General features: G+C 42.6%; 20 protein-coding genes, 1 tRNA gene and 2 pseudogenes. 10 read left to right on the forward strand and 13 right to left on the reverse strand.

Translation table 11 applies throughout. The annotated features are described in order from the left end of the window. Positions 1 to 146 precede the first annotated feature (146 nt). From K6984_RS12715 to K6984_RS12750, 9 genes are all read right to left on the reverse strand, one after another. Complete coding sequence (locus K6984_RS12715) at positions 147 to 287, reverse strand: hypothetical protein (RefSeq protein ID WP_221895876.1); 141 nt, start codon at positions 285 to 287, stop codon at positions 147 to 149. Between the two features lie 515 nt (positions 288 to 802). Beyond that, on the reverse strand, positions 803 to 961 hold the full coding sequence (locus tag K6984_RS12720; protein ID WP_221893805.1) for a hypothetical protein: 159 nt from the start codon (positions 959 to 961) through the stop codon (positions 803 to 805). 202 nt (positions 962 to 1,163) lie between these two features. Further along, positions 1,164 to 1,292 carry a hypothetical protein gene (locus tag K6984_RS33420; protein WP_263458596.1) on the reverse strand — a complete coding sequence of 43 codons (129 nt, stop codon included), beginning with the start codon at positions 1,290 to 1,292 and terminating at the stop codon, positions 1,164 to 1,166. Then, positions 1,241 to 1,600 (reverse strand): hypothetical protein, encoded by a 360-nt coding sequence (locus K6984_RS12725; RefSeq protein WP_221895877.1) that lies wholly within the window; start codon positions 1,598 to 1,600, stop codon positions 1,241 to 1,243. Before K6984_RS12725 ends, K6984_RS33420 begins: the two co-directional genes overlap by 52 nt. Positions 1,601 to 1,767: 167 nt before the next feature. Further along, positions 1,768 to 1,944: a hypothetical protein gene (locus tag K6984_RS12730; protein WP_221894994.1), complete on the reverse strand. Its 177-nt coding sequence runs from the start codon at positions 1,942 to 1,944 to the stop codon at positions 1,768 to 1,770. A gap of 10 nt (positions 1,945 to 1,954) precedes the next feature. Next, complete coding sequence (locus K6984_RS12735) at positions 1,955 to 2,239, reverse strand: hypothetical protein (RefSeq protein WP_221895580.1); 285 nt, start codon at positions 2,237 to 2,239, stop codon at positions 1,955 to 1,957. Positions 2,240 to 2,273: 34 nt separating this feature from the next. After that, positions 2,274 to 2,711, reverse strand: coding sequence for a hypothetical protein (locus K6984_RS12740; protein ID WP_221895878.1), 438 nt, complete (start codon positions 2,709 to 2,711; stop codon positions 2,274 to 2,276). 16 nt (positions 2,712 to 2,727) lie between these two features. Continuing rightward, on the reverse strand, positions 2,728 to 3,195 hold the full coding sequence (locus K6984_RS12745; protein WP_221895879.1) for a hypothetical protein: 468 nt from the start codon (positions 3,193 to 3,195) through the stop codon (positions 2,728 to 2,730). 17 nt (positions 3,196 to 3,212) lie between these two features. Continuing rightward, a complete protein-coding gene (locus K6984_RS12750) occupies positions 3,213 to 4,502 on the reverse strand; it encodes an IS630 family transposase (RefSeq protein WP_221895880.1) in 1,290 nt (429 codons plus the stop codon). 167 nt (positions 4,503 to 4,669) lie between these two features. On the opposite strand from K6984_RS12750, the gene K6984_RS12755 reads away from it, so the two are divergent. The 7 genes and pseudogenes from K6984_RS12755 (at position 4,670) to purB (ending at position 10,183) form a co-directional block, all read left to right on the forward strand. Further along, positions 4,670 to 4,957, forward strand: coding sequence for a hypothetical protein (locus K6984_RS12755; RefSeq protein ID WP_221895881.1), 288 nt, complete (start codon positions 4,670 to 4,672; stop codon positions 4,955 to 4,957). Then, positions 4,926 to 5,234 (forward strand): cytochrome P460 family protein, encoded by a 309-nt coding sequence (locus tag K6984_RS12760; RefSeq protein WP_221895882.1) that lies wholly within the window; start codon positions 4,926 to 4,928, stop codon positions 5,232 to 5,234. Before K6984_RS12755 ends, K6984_RS12760 begins: the two co-directional genes overlap by 32 nt. Before the next feature lie 134 nt (positions 5,235 to 5,368). Further along, the gene (locus K6984_RS30970) at positions 5,369 to 5,608 is read left to right on the forward strand and encodes a hypothetical protein (RefSeq protein WP_230988071.1); all 240 of its coding nucleotides are present in this window, start codon (positions 5,369 to 5,371) and stop codon (positions 5,606 to 5,608) included. After that, positions 5,521 to 5,712, forward strand: a complete 192-nt coding sequence (locus K6984_RS30975; protein WP_230988067.1) for a cytochrome P460 family protein — start codon at positions 5,521 to 5,523, stop codon at positions 5,710 to 5,712. The genes K6984_RS30970 and K6984_RS30975 overlap by 88 nt, the downstream gene beginning before the upstream one ends. A 61-nt stretch (positions 5,713 to 5,773) precedes the next feature. Beyond that, a pseudogene (gene ettA / locus K6984_RS12770) lies at positions 5,774 to 7,457 on the forward strand (energy-dependent translational throttle protein EttA). 97 nt (positions 7,458 to 7,554) lie between these two features. Beyond that, positions 7,555 to 7,630, forward strand: a tRNA-Arg gene (locus K6984_RS12775). 1,188 nt (positions 7,631 to 8,818) lie between these two features. Next, positions 8,819 to 10,183 carry an adenylosuccinate lyase gene (gene purB / locus K6984_RS12780; protein WP_221895884.1) on the forward strand — a complete coding sequence of 455 codons (1,365 nt, stop codon included), beginning with the start codon at positions 8,819 to 8,821 and terminating at the stop codon, positions 10,181 to 10,183. 153 nt (positions 10,184 to 10,336) lie between these two features. Here the strand turns inward: purB and K6984_RS12785 are convergent, their stop codons facing one another. From K6984_RS12785 to K6984_RS12800, 4 genes are all read right to left on the reverse strand, one after another. Then, complete coding sequence (locus K6984_RS12785) at positions 10,337 to 10,645, reverse strand: hypothetical protein (RefSeq protein WP_221894087.1); 309 nt, start codon at positions 10,643 to 10,645, stop codon at positions 10,337 to 10,339. 107 nt (positions 10,646 to 10,752) lie between these two features. Further along, positions 10,753 to 11,994, reverse strand: a complete 1,242-nt coding sequence (locus K6984_RS12790; protein ID WP_221895885.1) for a transposase — start codon at positions 11,992 to 11,994, stop codon at positions 10,753 to 10,755. Then, complete coding sequence (locus tag K6984_RS12795) at positions 11,949 to 12,419, reverse strand: hypothetical protein (protein ID WP_221895886.1); 471 nt, start codon at positions 12,417 to 12,419, stop codon at positions 11,949 to 11,951. Before K6984_RS12795 ends, K6984_RS12790 begins: the two co-directional genes overlap by 46 nt. Before the next feature lie 58 nt (positions 12,420 to 12,477). Then, the gene (locus tag K6984_RS12800) at positions 12,478 to 13,068 is read right to left on the reverse strand and encodes a transposase (RefSeq protein WP_221895887.1); all 591 of its coding nucleotides are present in this window, start codon (positions 13,066 to 13,068) and stop codon (positions 12,478 to 12,480) included. 57 nt (positions 13,069 to 13,125) lie between these two features. Between K6984_RS12800 and tnpA the strand changes: the two genes are divergently transcribed. From tnpA to K6984_RS36170, 3 genes and pseudogenes are all read left to right on the forward strand, one after another. After that, positions 13,126 to 13,467 carry an IS66 family insertion sequence element accessory protein TnpA gene (gene tnpA / locus K6984_RS12805; protein ID WP_221895888.1) on the forward strand — a complete coding sequence of 114 codons (342 nt, stop codon included), beginning with the start codon at positions 13,126 to 13,128 and terminating at the stop codon, positions 13,465 to 13,467. A gap of 241 nt (positions 13,468 to 13,708) precedes the next feature. Beyond that, entirely contained in the window at positions 13,709 to 14,020 is a 312-nt protein-coding gene (tnpB, locus tag K6984_RS12810) for an IS66 family insertion sequence element accessory protein TnpB (RefSeq protein WP_221894189.1), read from the forward strand. A gap of 139 nt (positions 14,021 to 14,159) precedes the next feature. Further along, positions 14,160 to 14,408 (forward strand): annotated as a pseudogene (locus tag K6984_RS36170) (transposase domain-containing protein); the annotation flags it as partial. Positions 14,409 to 14,454: the final 46 nt, after the last annotated feature.

A 14,454-nucleotide genomic window follows, 5' to 3' on the forward strand; every position in this document is an offset into this window, starting at 1 on the left:
TCCTGGATGTTCTTTAATCGCTTGGGGTTAAGTTTAATAACTGAAGTTTCCCAATTATTGAGTAGCTGAAATACACAATGCTGGTGTATCGAGGTTTATTTTAGGTGGTTTTGCCATGTTCATAGCAAACCCCTACTTAATTCCCCTTAGGCAATCGCTGTCAGCCCCGGACGGGCTGATAGTCTCCAGAAGGCGCAGGGAAATTTGCCAATCCGAAGTGCGCGATAGCGCGCGAGGGAGGCTAAAATTTTATCCCGAATAGCCGTAGAGCCATTTGTGGTAGCCATGACTGAGCTGCTTTGTGCTCAGTCTGTGGCGGACGCAGGGCGGCTGGAGCATCTCCTATTCGCTGCGTAGGTGAACGAATTACGGCGACAGGAGTCCCGGAATTTCGTGAGGTAGCATGGCGCGCCTGAGCATTTGAAACGAATGAAAAGACTATTTTTTTTCATATAGTTGTAGCATAGTTTCAATTTTACCATAAATAATTATTGGGAAACTTCAGTGCACATTAAGAACCTCTTTTAGAAATATTTATAGTAATGGTAACAATTCTCATTTAGAAGTAAAGTGTTAATTGTGATTTTTGTAGAAATACAGTACGCGCTTCGTTGGGCGCTTACGCCTGAATTGCAAAAAAAAATATGTAGTGCCAACACCTAGGCATGATTTACGTATCCACTTGTTTTTAAATAACTTGTTGTCATTAAAATCGAAAGATGGGTTAGATGCTAACTATTAGCAAATGGCAAGGGCTAATCCTCGAGGAATTACAGGCGGTTCAATCCTTCTGCTATGTTCATCAGTGTTCCCCTATCAATTGAGGCCGTGAAACTAACCTCGCCACAAGAGAGCTCATAAAGCACTGTAAAGACATTCCTGTTATTATTGCATTTTGAACTGCCCGAATGGTATACGAGCTGATACGAGATATTCTTGCCTGGAAAAATAATGGATTCACAAAACGATCTCGTTTTTGAGCCTGTTGCTGCCTTATCTCCAGAGCCTCGCTATCGCTGAAAATCAGGGAAACGGAGCCTAAGCGAAGTGATGATTTTTAGTCCGCGATAGCCGTAGGGCCGTTATTTTGTCGGAGTCTGAGCGTTAGCGAAGGTGGAGACAAAATAAAAGGCCATCCGACACGGCGTCAAGTCATTTGGAGCCTATGTTCCGACCCCTTGTTGGGTCGGGACGAGGTGACGAGGACGAATCGGGGCCGCCGGAGGCATAAGTGGTCGCGTTAAGTTTTTGCTGCTTGCTTGGGCTGGGATGCCCAAAACAAGCTTTCGCAAAAATAGCGACTCCCCAAAAATTTGATGCCCTTGTTTTCGTACACACTGTATGCTTCAACTCCTGTATTGATCTCATGCTGGGAGTCAAAAGGGATAGACTCAACCAGAGTCGCAATTGAATTTTCTTTTAGCATTGAAATCATGTAATTAGCATGTCGTTTCTGCCGATCCCACCAGACAAAGTCGGTGACGGCTTTATCGTAGACATAGAGATGTTTCTGAGAGCTGTTATTTCCCTCGCTGAGAATCATGGAAACGGAGCTTAGCCCATCTTCGTCACTATTGATGATGTAGTTGTTATAAATCAATTGGTTGAAATTTTAAAAAGTAGCCAGTTGGCACTACAGATTTTGTGTTTTTGTATAAAACGTTGGATTTTTTAGAGTATTTTTGTCGCATGTAAATTACACTCAAATAATGATGATTTTTTTGACAAAAGTTAATGAATTTATCGACAAAAATAATATAAATGGCACTACAAAACTTTCAAAAAAAACACCATTGATTTTAAAGAGAATTTTTCGACAAAAAATCGCTTAAACCGATGAATCAATGGCTTAGAAAGATGAAAGTGACGAAGATGGGTTAGCGAAGTGGTGATTTTTAGTCCCTGATACTCGATGTTCAAGTTTTTCCATCCCATTGCCATCAAACTCTTACCTTCACCCAGCAGAACAATACTTTAATGATGGTGTTGGCCCTAAGCGCCCTAAATCTCTGCCAATCATATGTTTTCCTGATGGCATCAGTTGAAACACATCCTTTATTAATTCACCTAACTCTTTCAGCTTATCACCAGGATCTGGAAACTCTAGCAATGACGTGATGAACTCAAGCAGTACATCCATTTGAGACTTGCGCTGTAAGCTTCCTACGGTATACGCAGGTAGTTTGCTTTCAATGCGGGCTATTTGCTCTGGGTGAAGGAGAAGGCAATGGTCAAACAAAAGACTCAGAATCAGGCCACGGCTTGATCCCTCTTCATCTAATTGTTTGGCCTCCGCTGAAAATCATGGAAACGGAGCTTAGCGAAGTGGTGATTTTTAGTCCCTGATAGGCGACAGGGCAATTCGCTGATTCGACGTGTGCTAGCAGCACGCGAGAGGAGCAAGAATTGCATTCCGAATAGCCGTCCAGCCAGTGAGGTAGTAATGACGAAGCGGCTTTTGTGCGTAGTCGTTGCGGACGCAGGGCGTTCAGGGCATCTCTCATCCGCTGCGTAGGTGAACGAATTATGGCGACAGGAGTCCCGGAATTTCGTGTGAGGTAGCATGGCGCGCCTGACGCCCCCATCCTTCGCTGAAAATCAGGGAAACGTAGCCTAAGCGAAGTGATGATTTTTAGTCCGCGATAGCCGTAGGGCCGTTGTTTTGTCGGAGTCTGAGCGTTAGCGAAGGTGGAGACAAAATAAAAGGCCATCCGACACGGCGTCAAGTCATTTGGAGCCTATGTTCCGACCCCTTGTCGGGACGAGGTGACGAGGACGAATCGGGGCCGCCGGAGGCATAAGTGGTCGCGTTAAGTTTTTGCTGCTTGCTTGGGCTGGGATGCCCAAAACAAGCTTTCGCAAAAATAGCGACTCCCCGACATAAAGCTTCCAGTCCTCAAAGAAAACCTCAATCAGCCATCTCAACGTATAGGCTTGAATAATATCTTGTGTGCGCCAAGTCAGGTCTGTCGCCACTAAATAGCGATAGTCGTTTTCACCGTCATATTTTAAGGCAATGACAAAGCGTTTTTTACTGTGTGAACTCACCTTTAATCGTGCACTGCTGACAGTCACTTTAATCTCTTTGCCGCCACGTACGCGTATTATCTGATCAATGCCTTTGTTAATCGAATTAAAGTAGCTCTCGACTGACCTTATTCTACCTCTATAGTTTCTCAGATAAATAATTTCCAAATTTGGAGCGCTTAAACTTAGGCGGTAACAACGAAATCTTTCCGCAATTTTTGCATAACACAAATCACTTTACTGGCATCATGCATATAAGTGTTAAAAGTTTGCACAACTGAATCATGAAGATCTTCAAAAGTTTTAAAATACTTCATATGAGTCGAATCGCGTTTCGTATTTTTCCATAATTTCTCAATCGGATTAAAATCCGGCGAGAACGCAGGGAGACGTTCTACTGTCAAACGATCTACATTAGCTAACTTAAATTCCTTAATAACACCGCTTCCATGATACGGGGCACCATCTTCAATTAGAATAATCTTGCCTTTATAATAAGCCAGCAATTGTGTTAAAAACTCAACATAGCTTTCACCATTAAAACGCCCAGATGTTTCAGCGTGTTGTAATATCATTGGCTTATAACTCTCGATTAAGACGTTGTCGGCAATAGAATATATCGCTTCCATAAAAAGCTTCTGTGTTGGATATTTCTCATTTTTTAAGCTTTTAAGAATAGCTAAAAATTCTTGAGGCAGCCCAGCTTCTTTTAAAAGTCTAAGTGACTTTGGTTTTATCTCATAAGCCAATGATTCTCGGTATTGAAAACTCCCTCCTTCGAGTTCGATCGTACCAAACATTTTCAACCCTTTTCGAATCCCTGATGTTTTCACTGTGGGTTGCTCTCCTATTGGAGCCCAGGTTCGTGCCAATGAACCCCACATAGCAAATGACACCTCATCACCGAATAAAACGACACTCTTTTCTTCTACCGCCTTTTCCATAATGGCAGACAATGTTTCTTCCAGCCACGTTTTTCTTTCAAGCTCGTACTTTTCTTCTTCTTGGCGATCAGTCACAAAACGAGCTTTTTGATAACTGAAGCCCAGTTTTTTCATTAGGCTTGATAAATAGTTCAAGTTATAACGAACTTCAAATTTTAACCAAATAAGCTCGGCAATCATCGCAGTATTCCATATTCCACAATGAAATCCATTGTCTTCTGGGCCTTTCTTTATCAACTCAACCAATTTATTTTTCTGGTCTTTAGTTAACTTTGACTTCCGACCACGTCCTTGATAGTGTTGCCCTATTAACCAACCGACACCTTTATGCATGAATGTTTTCAGCCAATTTATAATGGTTTTTTCACAGACTCCCATTAGGCGTGCTATTTCTTTGATTCCCATGCATTCACTGAACCAGAGTAGAGCTTGAGTTAATCGATATAAACGAATATTACTTAGCTTGAGAGCTGTCGCCATATTTTTTTTTAGTCGGTCTACAATTGACTTTGAAAAAGTGAGGGATACCATTTTTGACTGTTTCCGTTAGTGTTGGGACGAAAATCATAAGCCAGTTTCCCCTCTGTCGTTTTTGTTTGTTCGGAAATTAATTTTCTGAAAGTCTATATCAGGCGCGCCATGCTACCTCACGAAATTCCGGGACTCCTGTCGCCATAATTCGTTCACCTACGCAGCGGATGGGAGATGCCCTGAACGCCCTGCGTCCGCAACGACTACGCACAAAAGCCGCTTCGTCATTACTACCTCACTGGCTGGACGGCTATTCGGAATGCAATTCTTGCTCCTCTCGCGTGCTGCTAGCACACGTCGAATCAGCGAATTGCCCTGTCGCCTATCAGGGACTAAAAATCACCACTTCGCTAAGCTACGTTTCCATGATTTTCAGCGATGGTAAAGATATCCATACCCACTATCCCCAAGCGAGCAAAAATCATGAGAATTTTAACCCTTCTTATCATTCTTAATGTATTAATCTGCCTGCCTTCAATAAGCCATGCGCAAAACGTACCAGAAGCACCTAATGGCATCGCATACCCGCAAGGCTTAACCAACTGGCGTGTTATCGGCACTTCACTACGTAGCGATAATAATACTCAGCGAGTTATCCTGGGCAATTCCATTGCCATAAAAGCCGCACGTGCAAAAACCGATAAACTAGTATGGCCAAAGGGAACGATTCTCGCTAAATTGGTCAGGCGCGCCATGCTACCTCACGAAATTCCGGGACTCCTGTCGCCATAATTCGCTCACCTACGCAGCGGACGGGAGATGCCCTGAACGCCCTGCGTCCGCAACGACTACGCACAAAAGCCGCTTCGTCATTACTTCCTCACTGGCTGGACGGCTATTCGGAATGCAATTCTTGCTCCTCTCGCGTGCTGCTAGCACACGTCGAATCAGCGAATTGCCCTGTCGCCTATCAGGGACTAAAAATCACCACTTCGCTAAGCTCCGTTTCCATGATTTTCAGCGGTGGAAAAACACCACGTTACCAACTTGGCAAACGGCAACGGTACCAGGAGAATTTGTGCATGCAGAAATCATGGTCAGAGACACAAAGAAATACGCGGCCACTGGTGGCTGGGGCTATGCTCGCTGGGCAGGGCTGGATTTAAAGCCGTATGGCAAAGATAGTGCTTTTGTAGAGATCTGCGCTAACTGCCATAAAGCAGCGGAAAGTACAGATTTTGTCTTTACGCAGCCTGCAAAAATACCCTAATTAAGGCTATAATATCGGATACTACCCTTAGGTCAGTCAATTCATAATCCATTAAAAATACATGGCACAATATATTTTCTCTATGAACCGGATGGGCAAAATAGTCCCGCCTAAAAAATATATCTTAAAAGATATTTCCCTATCCTTTTTCCCCGGCGCAAAAATTGGTGTCCTAGGGCTGAATGGCTCTGGAAAATCTACCCTTCTACGTATCATGGCAGGTGTTGATACTGAAATCGAAGGCGAAGCGATTCCCATGAAAGGGATTAATATTGGCTATCTGTCTCAGGAGCCACAACTGGATCCAGAAAAAGATGTGCGTGGTAATGTCGAAGAAGGACTGGGGGAAATACAAAAAATCGTCAACCGCTATAATGCAGTCAATGATGCATTTGCAGAGCCAGATGCTGATTTTGACGCCCTATTAGCCGAACAAGCTGAGTTACAGGAAAAGATTGAAGCTGCTAATGCATGGGAATTAGATAGAGAGCTGGAAATAGCGGCTGATGCGCTACGACTTCCCCCTTGTGATGCCGATGTCACCAAACTTTCAGGCGGTGAAAAGCGCCGTGTTGCCCTATGTCGATTATTACTATCCAAGCCAGACATGCTTACTGGATGAACCGACTAACCACCTTGATGCAGAATCAGTCGCCTGGCTAGAGAGATTCCTACATGATTACCCAGGAACAGTCGTTGCCGTAACACATGACCGGTACTTTCTGGATAATGTTGCAGGCTGGATTTTAGAGCTAGATCGTGGTCAGGGTATTCCATGGGAAGGTAATTATTCCTCATGGCTAGAGCAAAAACAAAACCGCTTGGCACAAGAAGAAAAACAGGAAACTTCGCGCCAGAAAGCCATGAAAGCCATGAAAGCCATGAAAGCCGAATTAGAATGGGTACGTTCTAACGCAAAAGGCCGGCATGCAAAAAGCAAAGCACGTTTAGCACGCTTTGATGAGCTGTCGTCTCAGGAAACCCAAAAACGGAATGAGACACAGGAAATCTTTATCCCCCCTGGCCCTCGCTTGGGTGATATGGTGATTGAAGCAGAGCATATCAGCAAAGGCTTTGGCGAGCGCTTATTAATTAACGACTTAAGCTTCAAATTACCACCCGGCGGCATCGTCGGCATTATCGGCCCTAATGGTGCGGGTAAAACCACCCTGTTTCGCATGATGTCAGATGTAGAAAAAGCAGATGCAGGAGAAATAAAGCTGGACTCAACAGTACAACTATCGCATGTTGATCAATCCCGCGATGTTCTGGATGACAATAAAACCGTCTGGGAAGAAATTTCCGATGGCCTGGATTTAATCACCGTAGGCACTTATGAAACACCCTCCCGTTCATACTGTGGTCGCTTTAATTTCAAAGGCGGAGATCAGCAAAAGCGCATTGGTGATTTATCAGGTGGAGAACGCAACCGGGTGCATTTAGCCACGCTATTACGTAGCGGCGGGAATGTACTATTACTTGATGAACCGACCAACAATTTAGATGTAGAAACCCTGAGTGCTCTGGAAGAAGCACTATTAGCCTTTCCAGGTTGCGCCGTGGTTATCTCGCATGATCGATGGTTTCTGGATAGAATCGCTACCCATATGCTGGCTTTTGAGTGTGATAGTAACGTGGTGTGGTTTGAAGGTAATTACTCAGATTATGAAGCCGACCGGCATAAGCGCCTAGGTACTGATGCGGATACCCCTCATCGCATCAAATACAAAAAAATCAGCCATTAAAATACTGCGGTGCCACTCGTGCACCACATAAAATATATGTTGACTGCGCCTATTTTTTCAGAGTATGTATTAAAATAATTGCTATAATAACGCAAAAGTCCCCGTTGCATAACTGGATAATGCAGTCCCCTCCTAAGGGATAGCTGGCGGTTCGAGTCCGTCCGGGGACGCCATTTTTTAATGTGAGCCGTCAAGTAGGGTGGGATATCACCAGCAATCCTAAATATAACAAATTCGTAAAAACTGCCGAACAAAAGCCTTCTCCTCTTGTATAGCATTATGGGAGACTATAAATCAGGTAAAGGCATTGGCATATCACGGCGAAACCGTTCTAAAGCTGAAGTTTCCCAATAATTATTTATGGTAAAATTGAAACTATGCTACAACTATATGAAAAAAATAGTCTTTCATTCGTTTCAAATGCTATTGCCTAAGGGGAATTAAGTAGGGGTTTGCTATAAACATGGCAAAACCACCTAAAATAAACCTCGATACACCAGCATTGTGTATTTCAGCTACTCAATAATTGGGAAACTTCAGTTCTAAAGTTCTTGGCTTTATAATTAAATCATGATTTTTCTTGAGTTCTTGGTCATTCTCAGATAATCAAATACTCGCCGCACATTGCGAGCTATCTTTACTCATGGATTTAATCAAGTTAGTCGCAAATCTTCGTAGGCAAGTTATATTTTCAGGGCCATGGCCTACAATGCGGTAAGTGAAATAAGCTGAGCCGTCTTCAAGGTTTATTGTTTTGGTTCTTCGAATATACATATCACTAGCATCGGTGAAAAACCAGTGAAAATCAAGGGGCAGAGCAAGTTAAGATGGCACTACAGAGGCTCTCAAAAAAACACCATTGATTCTAAAAGGCATTTTTAGCCCATCTTCGTCACTTTCATCTTTCTAAGCCATTGATTCATCGGTTTAAGCGATTTTTTGTCGAAAAATTCTCTTTAAAATCAATGGTGTTTTTTTTGAAAGTTTTGTAGTGCCATTTATATTATTTTTGTCGATAAATTCATTGACTTTTGTCAAAAAAATCATCATTATTTGAGTGTAATTTACATGCGACAAAAATACTCTAAAAAATCCAACGTTTTATACAAAAACACAAAATCTGTAGTGCCAACTAGCTACTTTTTAAAATTTCAACCAATTGATTTATAACAACCACATCATCAATAGTGACGAAGATGGGTTAGGATGAAAATTTAATGTGAACTATAAATCAATGACCTGGGGAGGTCAAAATAACGAAGATAAGTTAAAATAACTAAAACGTATTTTTATAACCGCATGAACTATCTTTTGTTAAAATAACGCTCATCACTTTAGTTTCCCAGTTTCCTATACAAATTATGACGAATTTCTCTCTTACCGCAATTTCTCCAATTGATGGGCGCTATGCAAATAAAGTAGCAGCCTTACGCCCTATCTTCAGCGAATATGGATTAATTCGTTTTCGCTTGCAAGTAGAAGTGCGCTGGCTACAAGCCCTGGCGCAACACGATCAAATTACCGAAGTACCGGTTTTTAGCGAATCTGCAGATCAAGTGCTAAATAGTATTATCAATGATTTCTCCGAGGCTGATTCGCAGCGAGTTAAAGATATAGAAAGCACAACCAATCACGATGTCAAAGCGGTTGAGTACTTTTTAAAAGAAAAAATTGCCAATAATGCCGAACTCAATGCAGTCAGCGAATTTATACACTTTGCTTGTACCTCTGAGGACATTAACAACCTTTCTTATGCATTGATGCTAAAAGAAGGCCGCGCCGCCATTCTACCGCAAATTACCGATTGCATAGAAGCGCTTAGAAACCTGGCGCATGAAAATGCTGCTCAGCCGATGTTGTCACGTACACACGGCCAATCCGCCAGCCCGACCACAGCAGGCAAAGAATTTGCTAATGTCGTGGCACGTATGCTGCGCCAGAAAGACCAGTTCGAAGCAGTCGAAATTTTAGGTAAAATTAATGGTGCCGTAGGTAATTATAATGCCCATACAGTTGCCTACCCTGAAATAGACTGGCTGGAATTTTCCAAGAACTTTGTCCACTCGCTGGGGCTATTCTGGAATGCCTATACTATCCAGATTGAGCCACACGATTATATCGCCGAATTTTTTCAGTCCTTATCGCGTTTTAATACCATTCTATTAGATTTCGACCGTGACATCTGGGGCTATATTTCCCAGGGATTTTTTAAACAAAAAACCATCGCCGGCGAAATTGGCTCTTCGACTATGCCGCATAAAGTCAACCCGATTGACTTTGAAAATTCAGAAGGCAATATAGGTTTGGCAAATGCTCTATTCCATCATCTGGCAGAAAAACTCCCGGTTTCTCGCTGGCAACGTGACTTGACTGATTCTACTGTACTGCGTAATATTGGTGTCGGTGTTGCGCATACCAGCATTGCCATTCAGTCTACATTGAAAGGTATTTCCAAATTAGAAATAAATGCGGATGTTATTGAAGCCGACCTTGATGCTAACTGGGAGGTGCTCGCAGAACCAGTACAAACAGTGATGCGCCGTTATGGCATAGAAAAGCCTTATGAGAAATTAAAAGAGCTTACACGCGGACAGCGTATTACCGGAACTGATATGCAGACTTTTATTGAAAAACTGGAAATTCCTGATGAAGCAAAACAGGAACTTATTAAATTATCACCAAGAAGTTATACAGGTAATGCGGAAAAACTCGCATCGGAAATTTAATTTCACATCGCTGGCACACTCGACGTGGCTACACATACTAAAACACAGCCGTGCCACAAAAAAGGCAGAAATATCAAATACTTTAAAAACCAGGAAACTTCAGTTCAATATGTCCCAAGCTAAAATAATAGCCAAAAATCGCTATTGAAAACATCAGTGTTCCCCTATCAATTGAGGCCGTGAAACTAACCTTGCCACAAGAGAGCTCATAAAGCACTGTAAAGACATTCCTGTTATTATTGCGTTTTGAACTGCCCGAATGGTATACGAGCTGATACGAGATATTCTTGCCTGGAAAAATAATGGATTCACAAAACGATCTCGTTTTTGAGCCTGTTGCTGCCTTATCTCCAGAGCCTCGCTATATTTTTTATCCGATGGATGAATCAATTCTGGCTGTTGTGTTTTTGAAATCTCTTCAAACACGCGCATTAAATTATAGCTCATTGCAGTCAGGCGCATTTGATTTTCAAGTGAGCGGGTATTGGAAGACCAAGCTTTAGTTTCCTTGAAATTACTTTTACTCGATGTTCAAGTTTTTCCATCCCATTGCCATCAAACTCTTACCTTCACCCAGTAGAACAATACTTTAATGATGCTGTTGGCCCTAAGCGCCCTAAATATCTGCCAATCATATGTTTTCCTGATGGCATCAGTTGAAACACATCCTTTATTAATTCACCTAACTCTTTCAGCTTATCACCAGGATCTGGAAACTCTAGCAATGACGTGATGAACTCAAGCAGTACATCCATTTGAGACTTGCGCTGTAAGCTTCCTACGGTATACGCAGGTAGTTTGCTTTCAATGCGGGCTATTTGCTCTGGGTGAAGGAGAAGGCAATGGTCAAACAAAAGACTCAGAATCAGGCCACGGCTTGATCCCTCTTCATCTAATTGTTTGGCCTCACGCCCCCATCCTTCATAAAGCTTCCAGTCCTCAAAGAAAACCTCAATCAGCCATCTCAACGTATAGGCTTGAATAATATCTTGTGTGCGCCAAGTCAGGTCTGTCGCCACTAAATAGCGATAGTCGTTTTCACCGTCATATTTTAAGGCAATGACAAAGCGTTTTTTACTGTGTGAACTCACCTTTAATCGTGCACTGCTGACAGTCACTTTAATCTCTTTGCCGCCACGTACACGTATTATCTGATCAATGCCTTTGTTAATCGAATTAAAGTAGCTCTCGACTGACCTTATTCTACCTCTATATTCAATATTTTGGTTTTTACGTAATTGGCTAATCACCTGCGAGCCTCCAGATTCTTTAGCGGCTTCGTCCATAAAGGCTTTTTCACCATACAGCGCATCAGCCAGTACGCCTTTAATTTTAATCAGGCTATGCGCAACTTTAAACTCTTTTAATAAGCCTAATGCAATCTCTGTTTTGGTCGGGTAGGCACTGTCACGTTCAGGCTTAATAGGCCGATCTTTTTTTGCTATACCGCTCTTTTTCAACCGTTTATCTTCTTTATCCCACTGCTTTAAGGCTGGATCCGGCATATAAAAGAAAAAACCGACAGGCACTGTAATGGATGAGGTAACTAGCAGCAATAATACTATCGTTTGTCCATTAACATACCCGCCGGAGCCTTTGTGTTTCTGCTTGTAAACCTTATAAATACGTTTTGTAGACTTAGATCGTGCTCGGTCTGATTCATCAAAGGCCAACACACCCGCTGTCAGCCCCGGACGGGCTGATAGTCTCCAGAAGGCGCAGGGAAATTTGCCAATCCGAAGTGCGCGATAGCGCGCGAGGGAGGCTAAAATTTTATCCCGAATAGCCGTAGAGCCATTTGTGGTAGCCATGACTGAGCTGCTTTGTGCTCAGTCTGTGGCGGACGCAGGGCGGCTGGAGCATCTCCTATTCGCTGCGTAGGTGAACGAATTACGGCGACAGGAGTCCCGGAATTTCGTGAGGTAGCATGGCGCGCCTGTTCAGTAATGCCATAACGTTTTAAAATTAAGACCACACTCACCCGTAGCAACCAGTCCCAGGGTATACTTGCTTTACGAAACACCCAGGATAATGCGGCTACTTTGCAATCTCCAAGGCTTGCTCGCTCAAACTTAGCCCAGCAACCAGAGTTCATTAGCAGTATGCACGTTAAACAAGTGCCCAACCAAGCGGCTTGAATCCGTATCAAAGCGGCTCCGGGTTTTAGCTGATTGAGCGCATCATTTAAATCGTCAATATAGCTTTGGATAAAGGTGGCTGGGGCATTCATTAACATGGGCTTACACCGATAAAATTACAACAACCTCAGAATACCTGATTTTACCTTCTGAATATCAAAAACTTGAACATCGAGTTTTAGTGTTATTGAATGTCTTTTCAATCGTCCATCGCTTGAAATACAGCATGGCAATGGTTCCAGGGTTAATAGTCATTGGCAAGGTTGTCACAAACCGGTGAAGTTTTCCGGTTTCTGGATCACGGTAATCCACCACGTTAAATTTGATGCCCTTGTTTTCGTACACACTGTATGCTTCAACTCCTGTATTGATCTCATGCTGGGAGTCAAAAGGGATAGACTCAACCAGAGTCGCAATTGAATTTTCTTTTAGCATTGAAATCATGTAATTAGCATGTCGTTTCTGCCGATCCCACCAGATAAAGTCGGTGACGGCTTTATCGTAGACATAGAGATGTTTCTGAGAGCTGTTATTTCCCTTGTTTTGCTTTTCAATATGATCTCGTAACACAGGTATTTCTTGATGTCTCTGAGTTCCGTTTGTCACCAGACAAAGAAATCTGAGCAACCCACTTCTGAGATTCAACGCGTAAATCCCCCCGTCCGCATAAACTTTCCCCTTGCTGTTTTTTTCAGTATGGCAGGCATGATCAATAAAATGTACGTAAGCGTCAATTAAAGTACACATTCTAAACCAATATAAAAAATGGCAGACTAATACCTCCAATTAACTCAGGAGGAATTTATGAGTCCATCTCAAAATAAAGCGGCTATGCAAAATCATATACCGCAATGGCAAGCCAGTCGTTTAACTCAGGTCGGGTATTGCAAAGCCCATGATATCAAGCCGCATATCTTCAGTTATTACAAAAAGCAATTCAGTTCGCTCGCTCCACCAGTGTTACAAGCCAAGCAATTGGTTCCGGTAACACTGGTTGCAGACGACATGTTGAACGGATCAGGCGTACCTGCTGATTCATCAGTTATCAAAGTGACTCATTCTAATGGCTTCAGTCTGGAAATTTGTGTCAGTACAGAACTTGCATCATTAAAGCCGCTTCTGAAACTGGTTAGGCCTATCTCATGATAAACGGGCTTGTTGTTAATCAACTGAAGTTTCCCAATTATTGAGTAGCTGAAATACACAATGCTGGTGTATCGAGGTTTATTTTAGGTGGTTTTGCCATGTTTATAGCAAACCCCTACTTAATTCCCCTTAGGCAATAGCATTTGAAACGAATGAAAAGACTATTTTTTTCATATAGTTGTAGCATAGTTTCAATTTTACCATAAATAATTATTGGGAAACTTCAGCTAATCAAGTGTTTTTGGCGACCGGCGTTACTGATATGCGTAAATCTATCAATGGTCTGTCACTGATTGTTTCGGAACAGTTTGGCCATGATCCCTTTGCCGGAAGTATTTTTGTCTTTTGTAACCGCTCTCGCGATAAACTGAAAATACTCTATTGGGAGTGTAATGGGTTCTGGCTTTATTATCGGCGCCTGGATAAGGGGAAGTTTCAGTGGCCAACCGAGTTAAACGAACATCCGTTATCATTAACCTTACGTGAATTACACTGGTTATCCTATCGGCAAGCGCAAGCTCATACCGCTATTTCTGGCTTAATAAATAATTGATTTGTTGCCGTTATTTTACGTGTAAAATATCTAATAAAACAGCCAGTTAAATGATTATTTAACCCTGTTTTGCGGTATAATAAACACCATGAAATCACTTCCTGAAATACTGCCAGACGGGACGAATGTACTGCACAAAATGGTGCTGGACTATCAGCCGACAGTGGATCAATTACAGGAAAAACTGACATGGTATGAGGAGCAGTTTCGTCTGTTGCAACATAAGCGTTTTGGCACCTCCAGTGAGAAATGTCCGGGTCAAATGGAGTTGTTTAATGAAGCGGAGTCCATTCTTGATAGCTTAAAGCAGGATGATTCCGGCCCTGAAGAAACCCTAAGCTATCAGCGTAAAAAGCCAGGCCGCAAGCCATTATCCAGAGATATCCCGCGCGAAGTTATCCGTTATGAATTACCTGAAGCAGAGCGTGTTTGTG

The organism is Bathymodiolus japonicus methanotrophic gill symbiont, assembly GCF_019721995.1.
GTDB lineage: Bacteria > Pseudomonadota > Gammaproteobacteria > Methylococcales > Methylomonadaceae > Methyloprofundus.

Excerpts from the sequence above, each read along its gene's own strand:
- K6984_RS12715 (WP_221895876.1), bottom strand. The coding sequence starts at position 287 with ATGGCTACCACAAATGGCTCTACGGCTATTCGGGATAAAATTTTAGCC.
- K6984_RS12740 (WP_221895878.1), bottom strand. The coding sequence starts at position 2,711 with ATGGCCTTTTATTTTGTCTCCACCTTCGCTAACGCTCAGACTCCGACA.
- K6984_RS12750 (WP_221895880.1), bottom strand. The coding sequence starts at position 4,502 with ATGGTATCCCTCACTTTTTCAAAGTCAATTGTAGACCGACTAAAAAAA.
- K6984_RS12755 (WP_221895881.1), top strand. The coding sequence starts at position 4,670 with ATGGGAGATGCCCTGAACGCCCTGCGTCCGCAACGACTACGCACAAAA.
- K6984_RS12760 (WP_221895882.1), top strand. The coding sequence starts at position 4,926 with ATGAGAATTTTAACCCTTCTTATCATTCTTAATGTATTAATCTGCCTG.
- purB (WP_221895884.1), top strand. The coding sequence starts at position 8,819 with ATGACGAATTTCTCTCTTACCGCAATTTCTCCAATTGATGGGCGCTAT.
- K6984_RS12785 (WP_221894087.1), bottom strand. The coding sequence starts at position 10,645 with ATGCGCCTGACTGCAATGAGCTATAATTTAATGCGCGTGTTTGAAGAG.
- K6984_RS12790 (WP_221895885.1), bottom strand. The coding sequence starts at position 11,994 with ATGGCTACCACAAATGGCTCTACGGCTATTCGGGATAAAATTTTAGCC.
- K6984_RS12795 (WP_221895886.1), bottom strand. The coding sequence starts at position 12,419 with ATGTTAATGAATGCCCCAGCCACCTTTATCCAAAGCTATATTGACGAT.
- K6984_RS12800 (WP_221895887.1), bottom strand. The coding sequence starts at position 13,068 with ATGTGTACTTTAATTGACGCTTACGTACATTTTATTGATCATGCCTGC.
- tnpA (WP_221895888.1), top strand. The coding sequence starts at position 13,126 with ATGAGTCCATCTCAAAATAAAGCGGCTATGCAAAATCATATACCGCAA.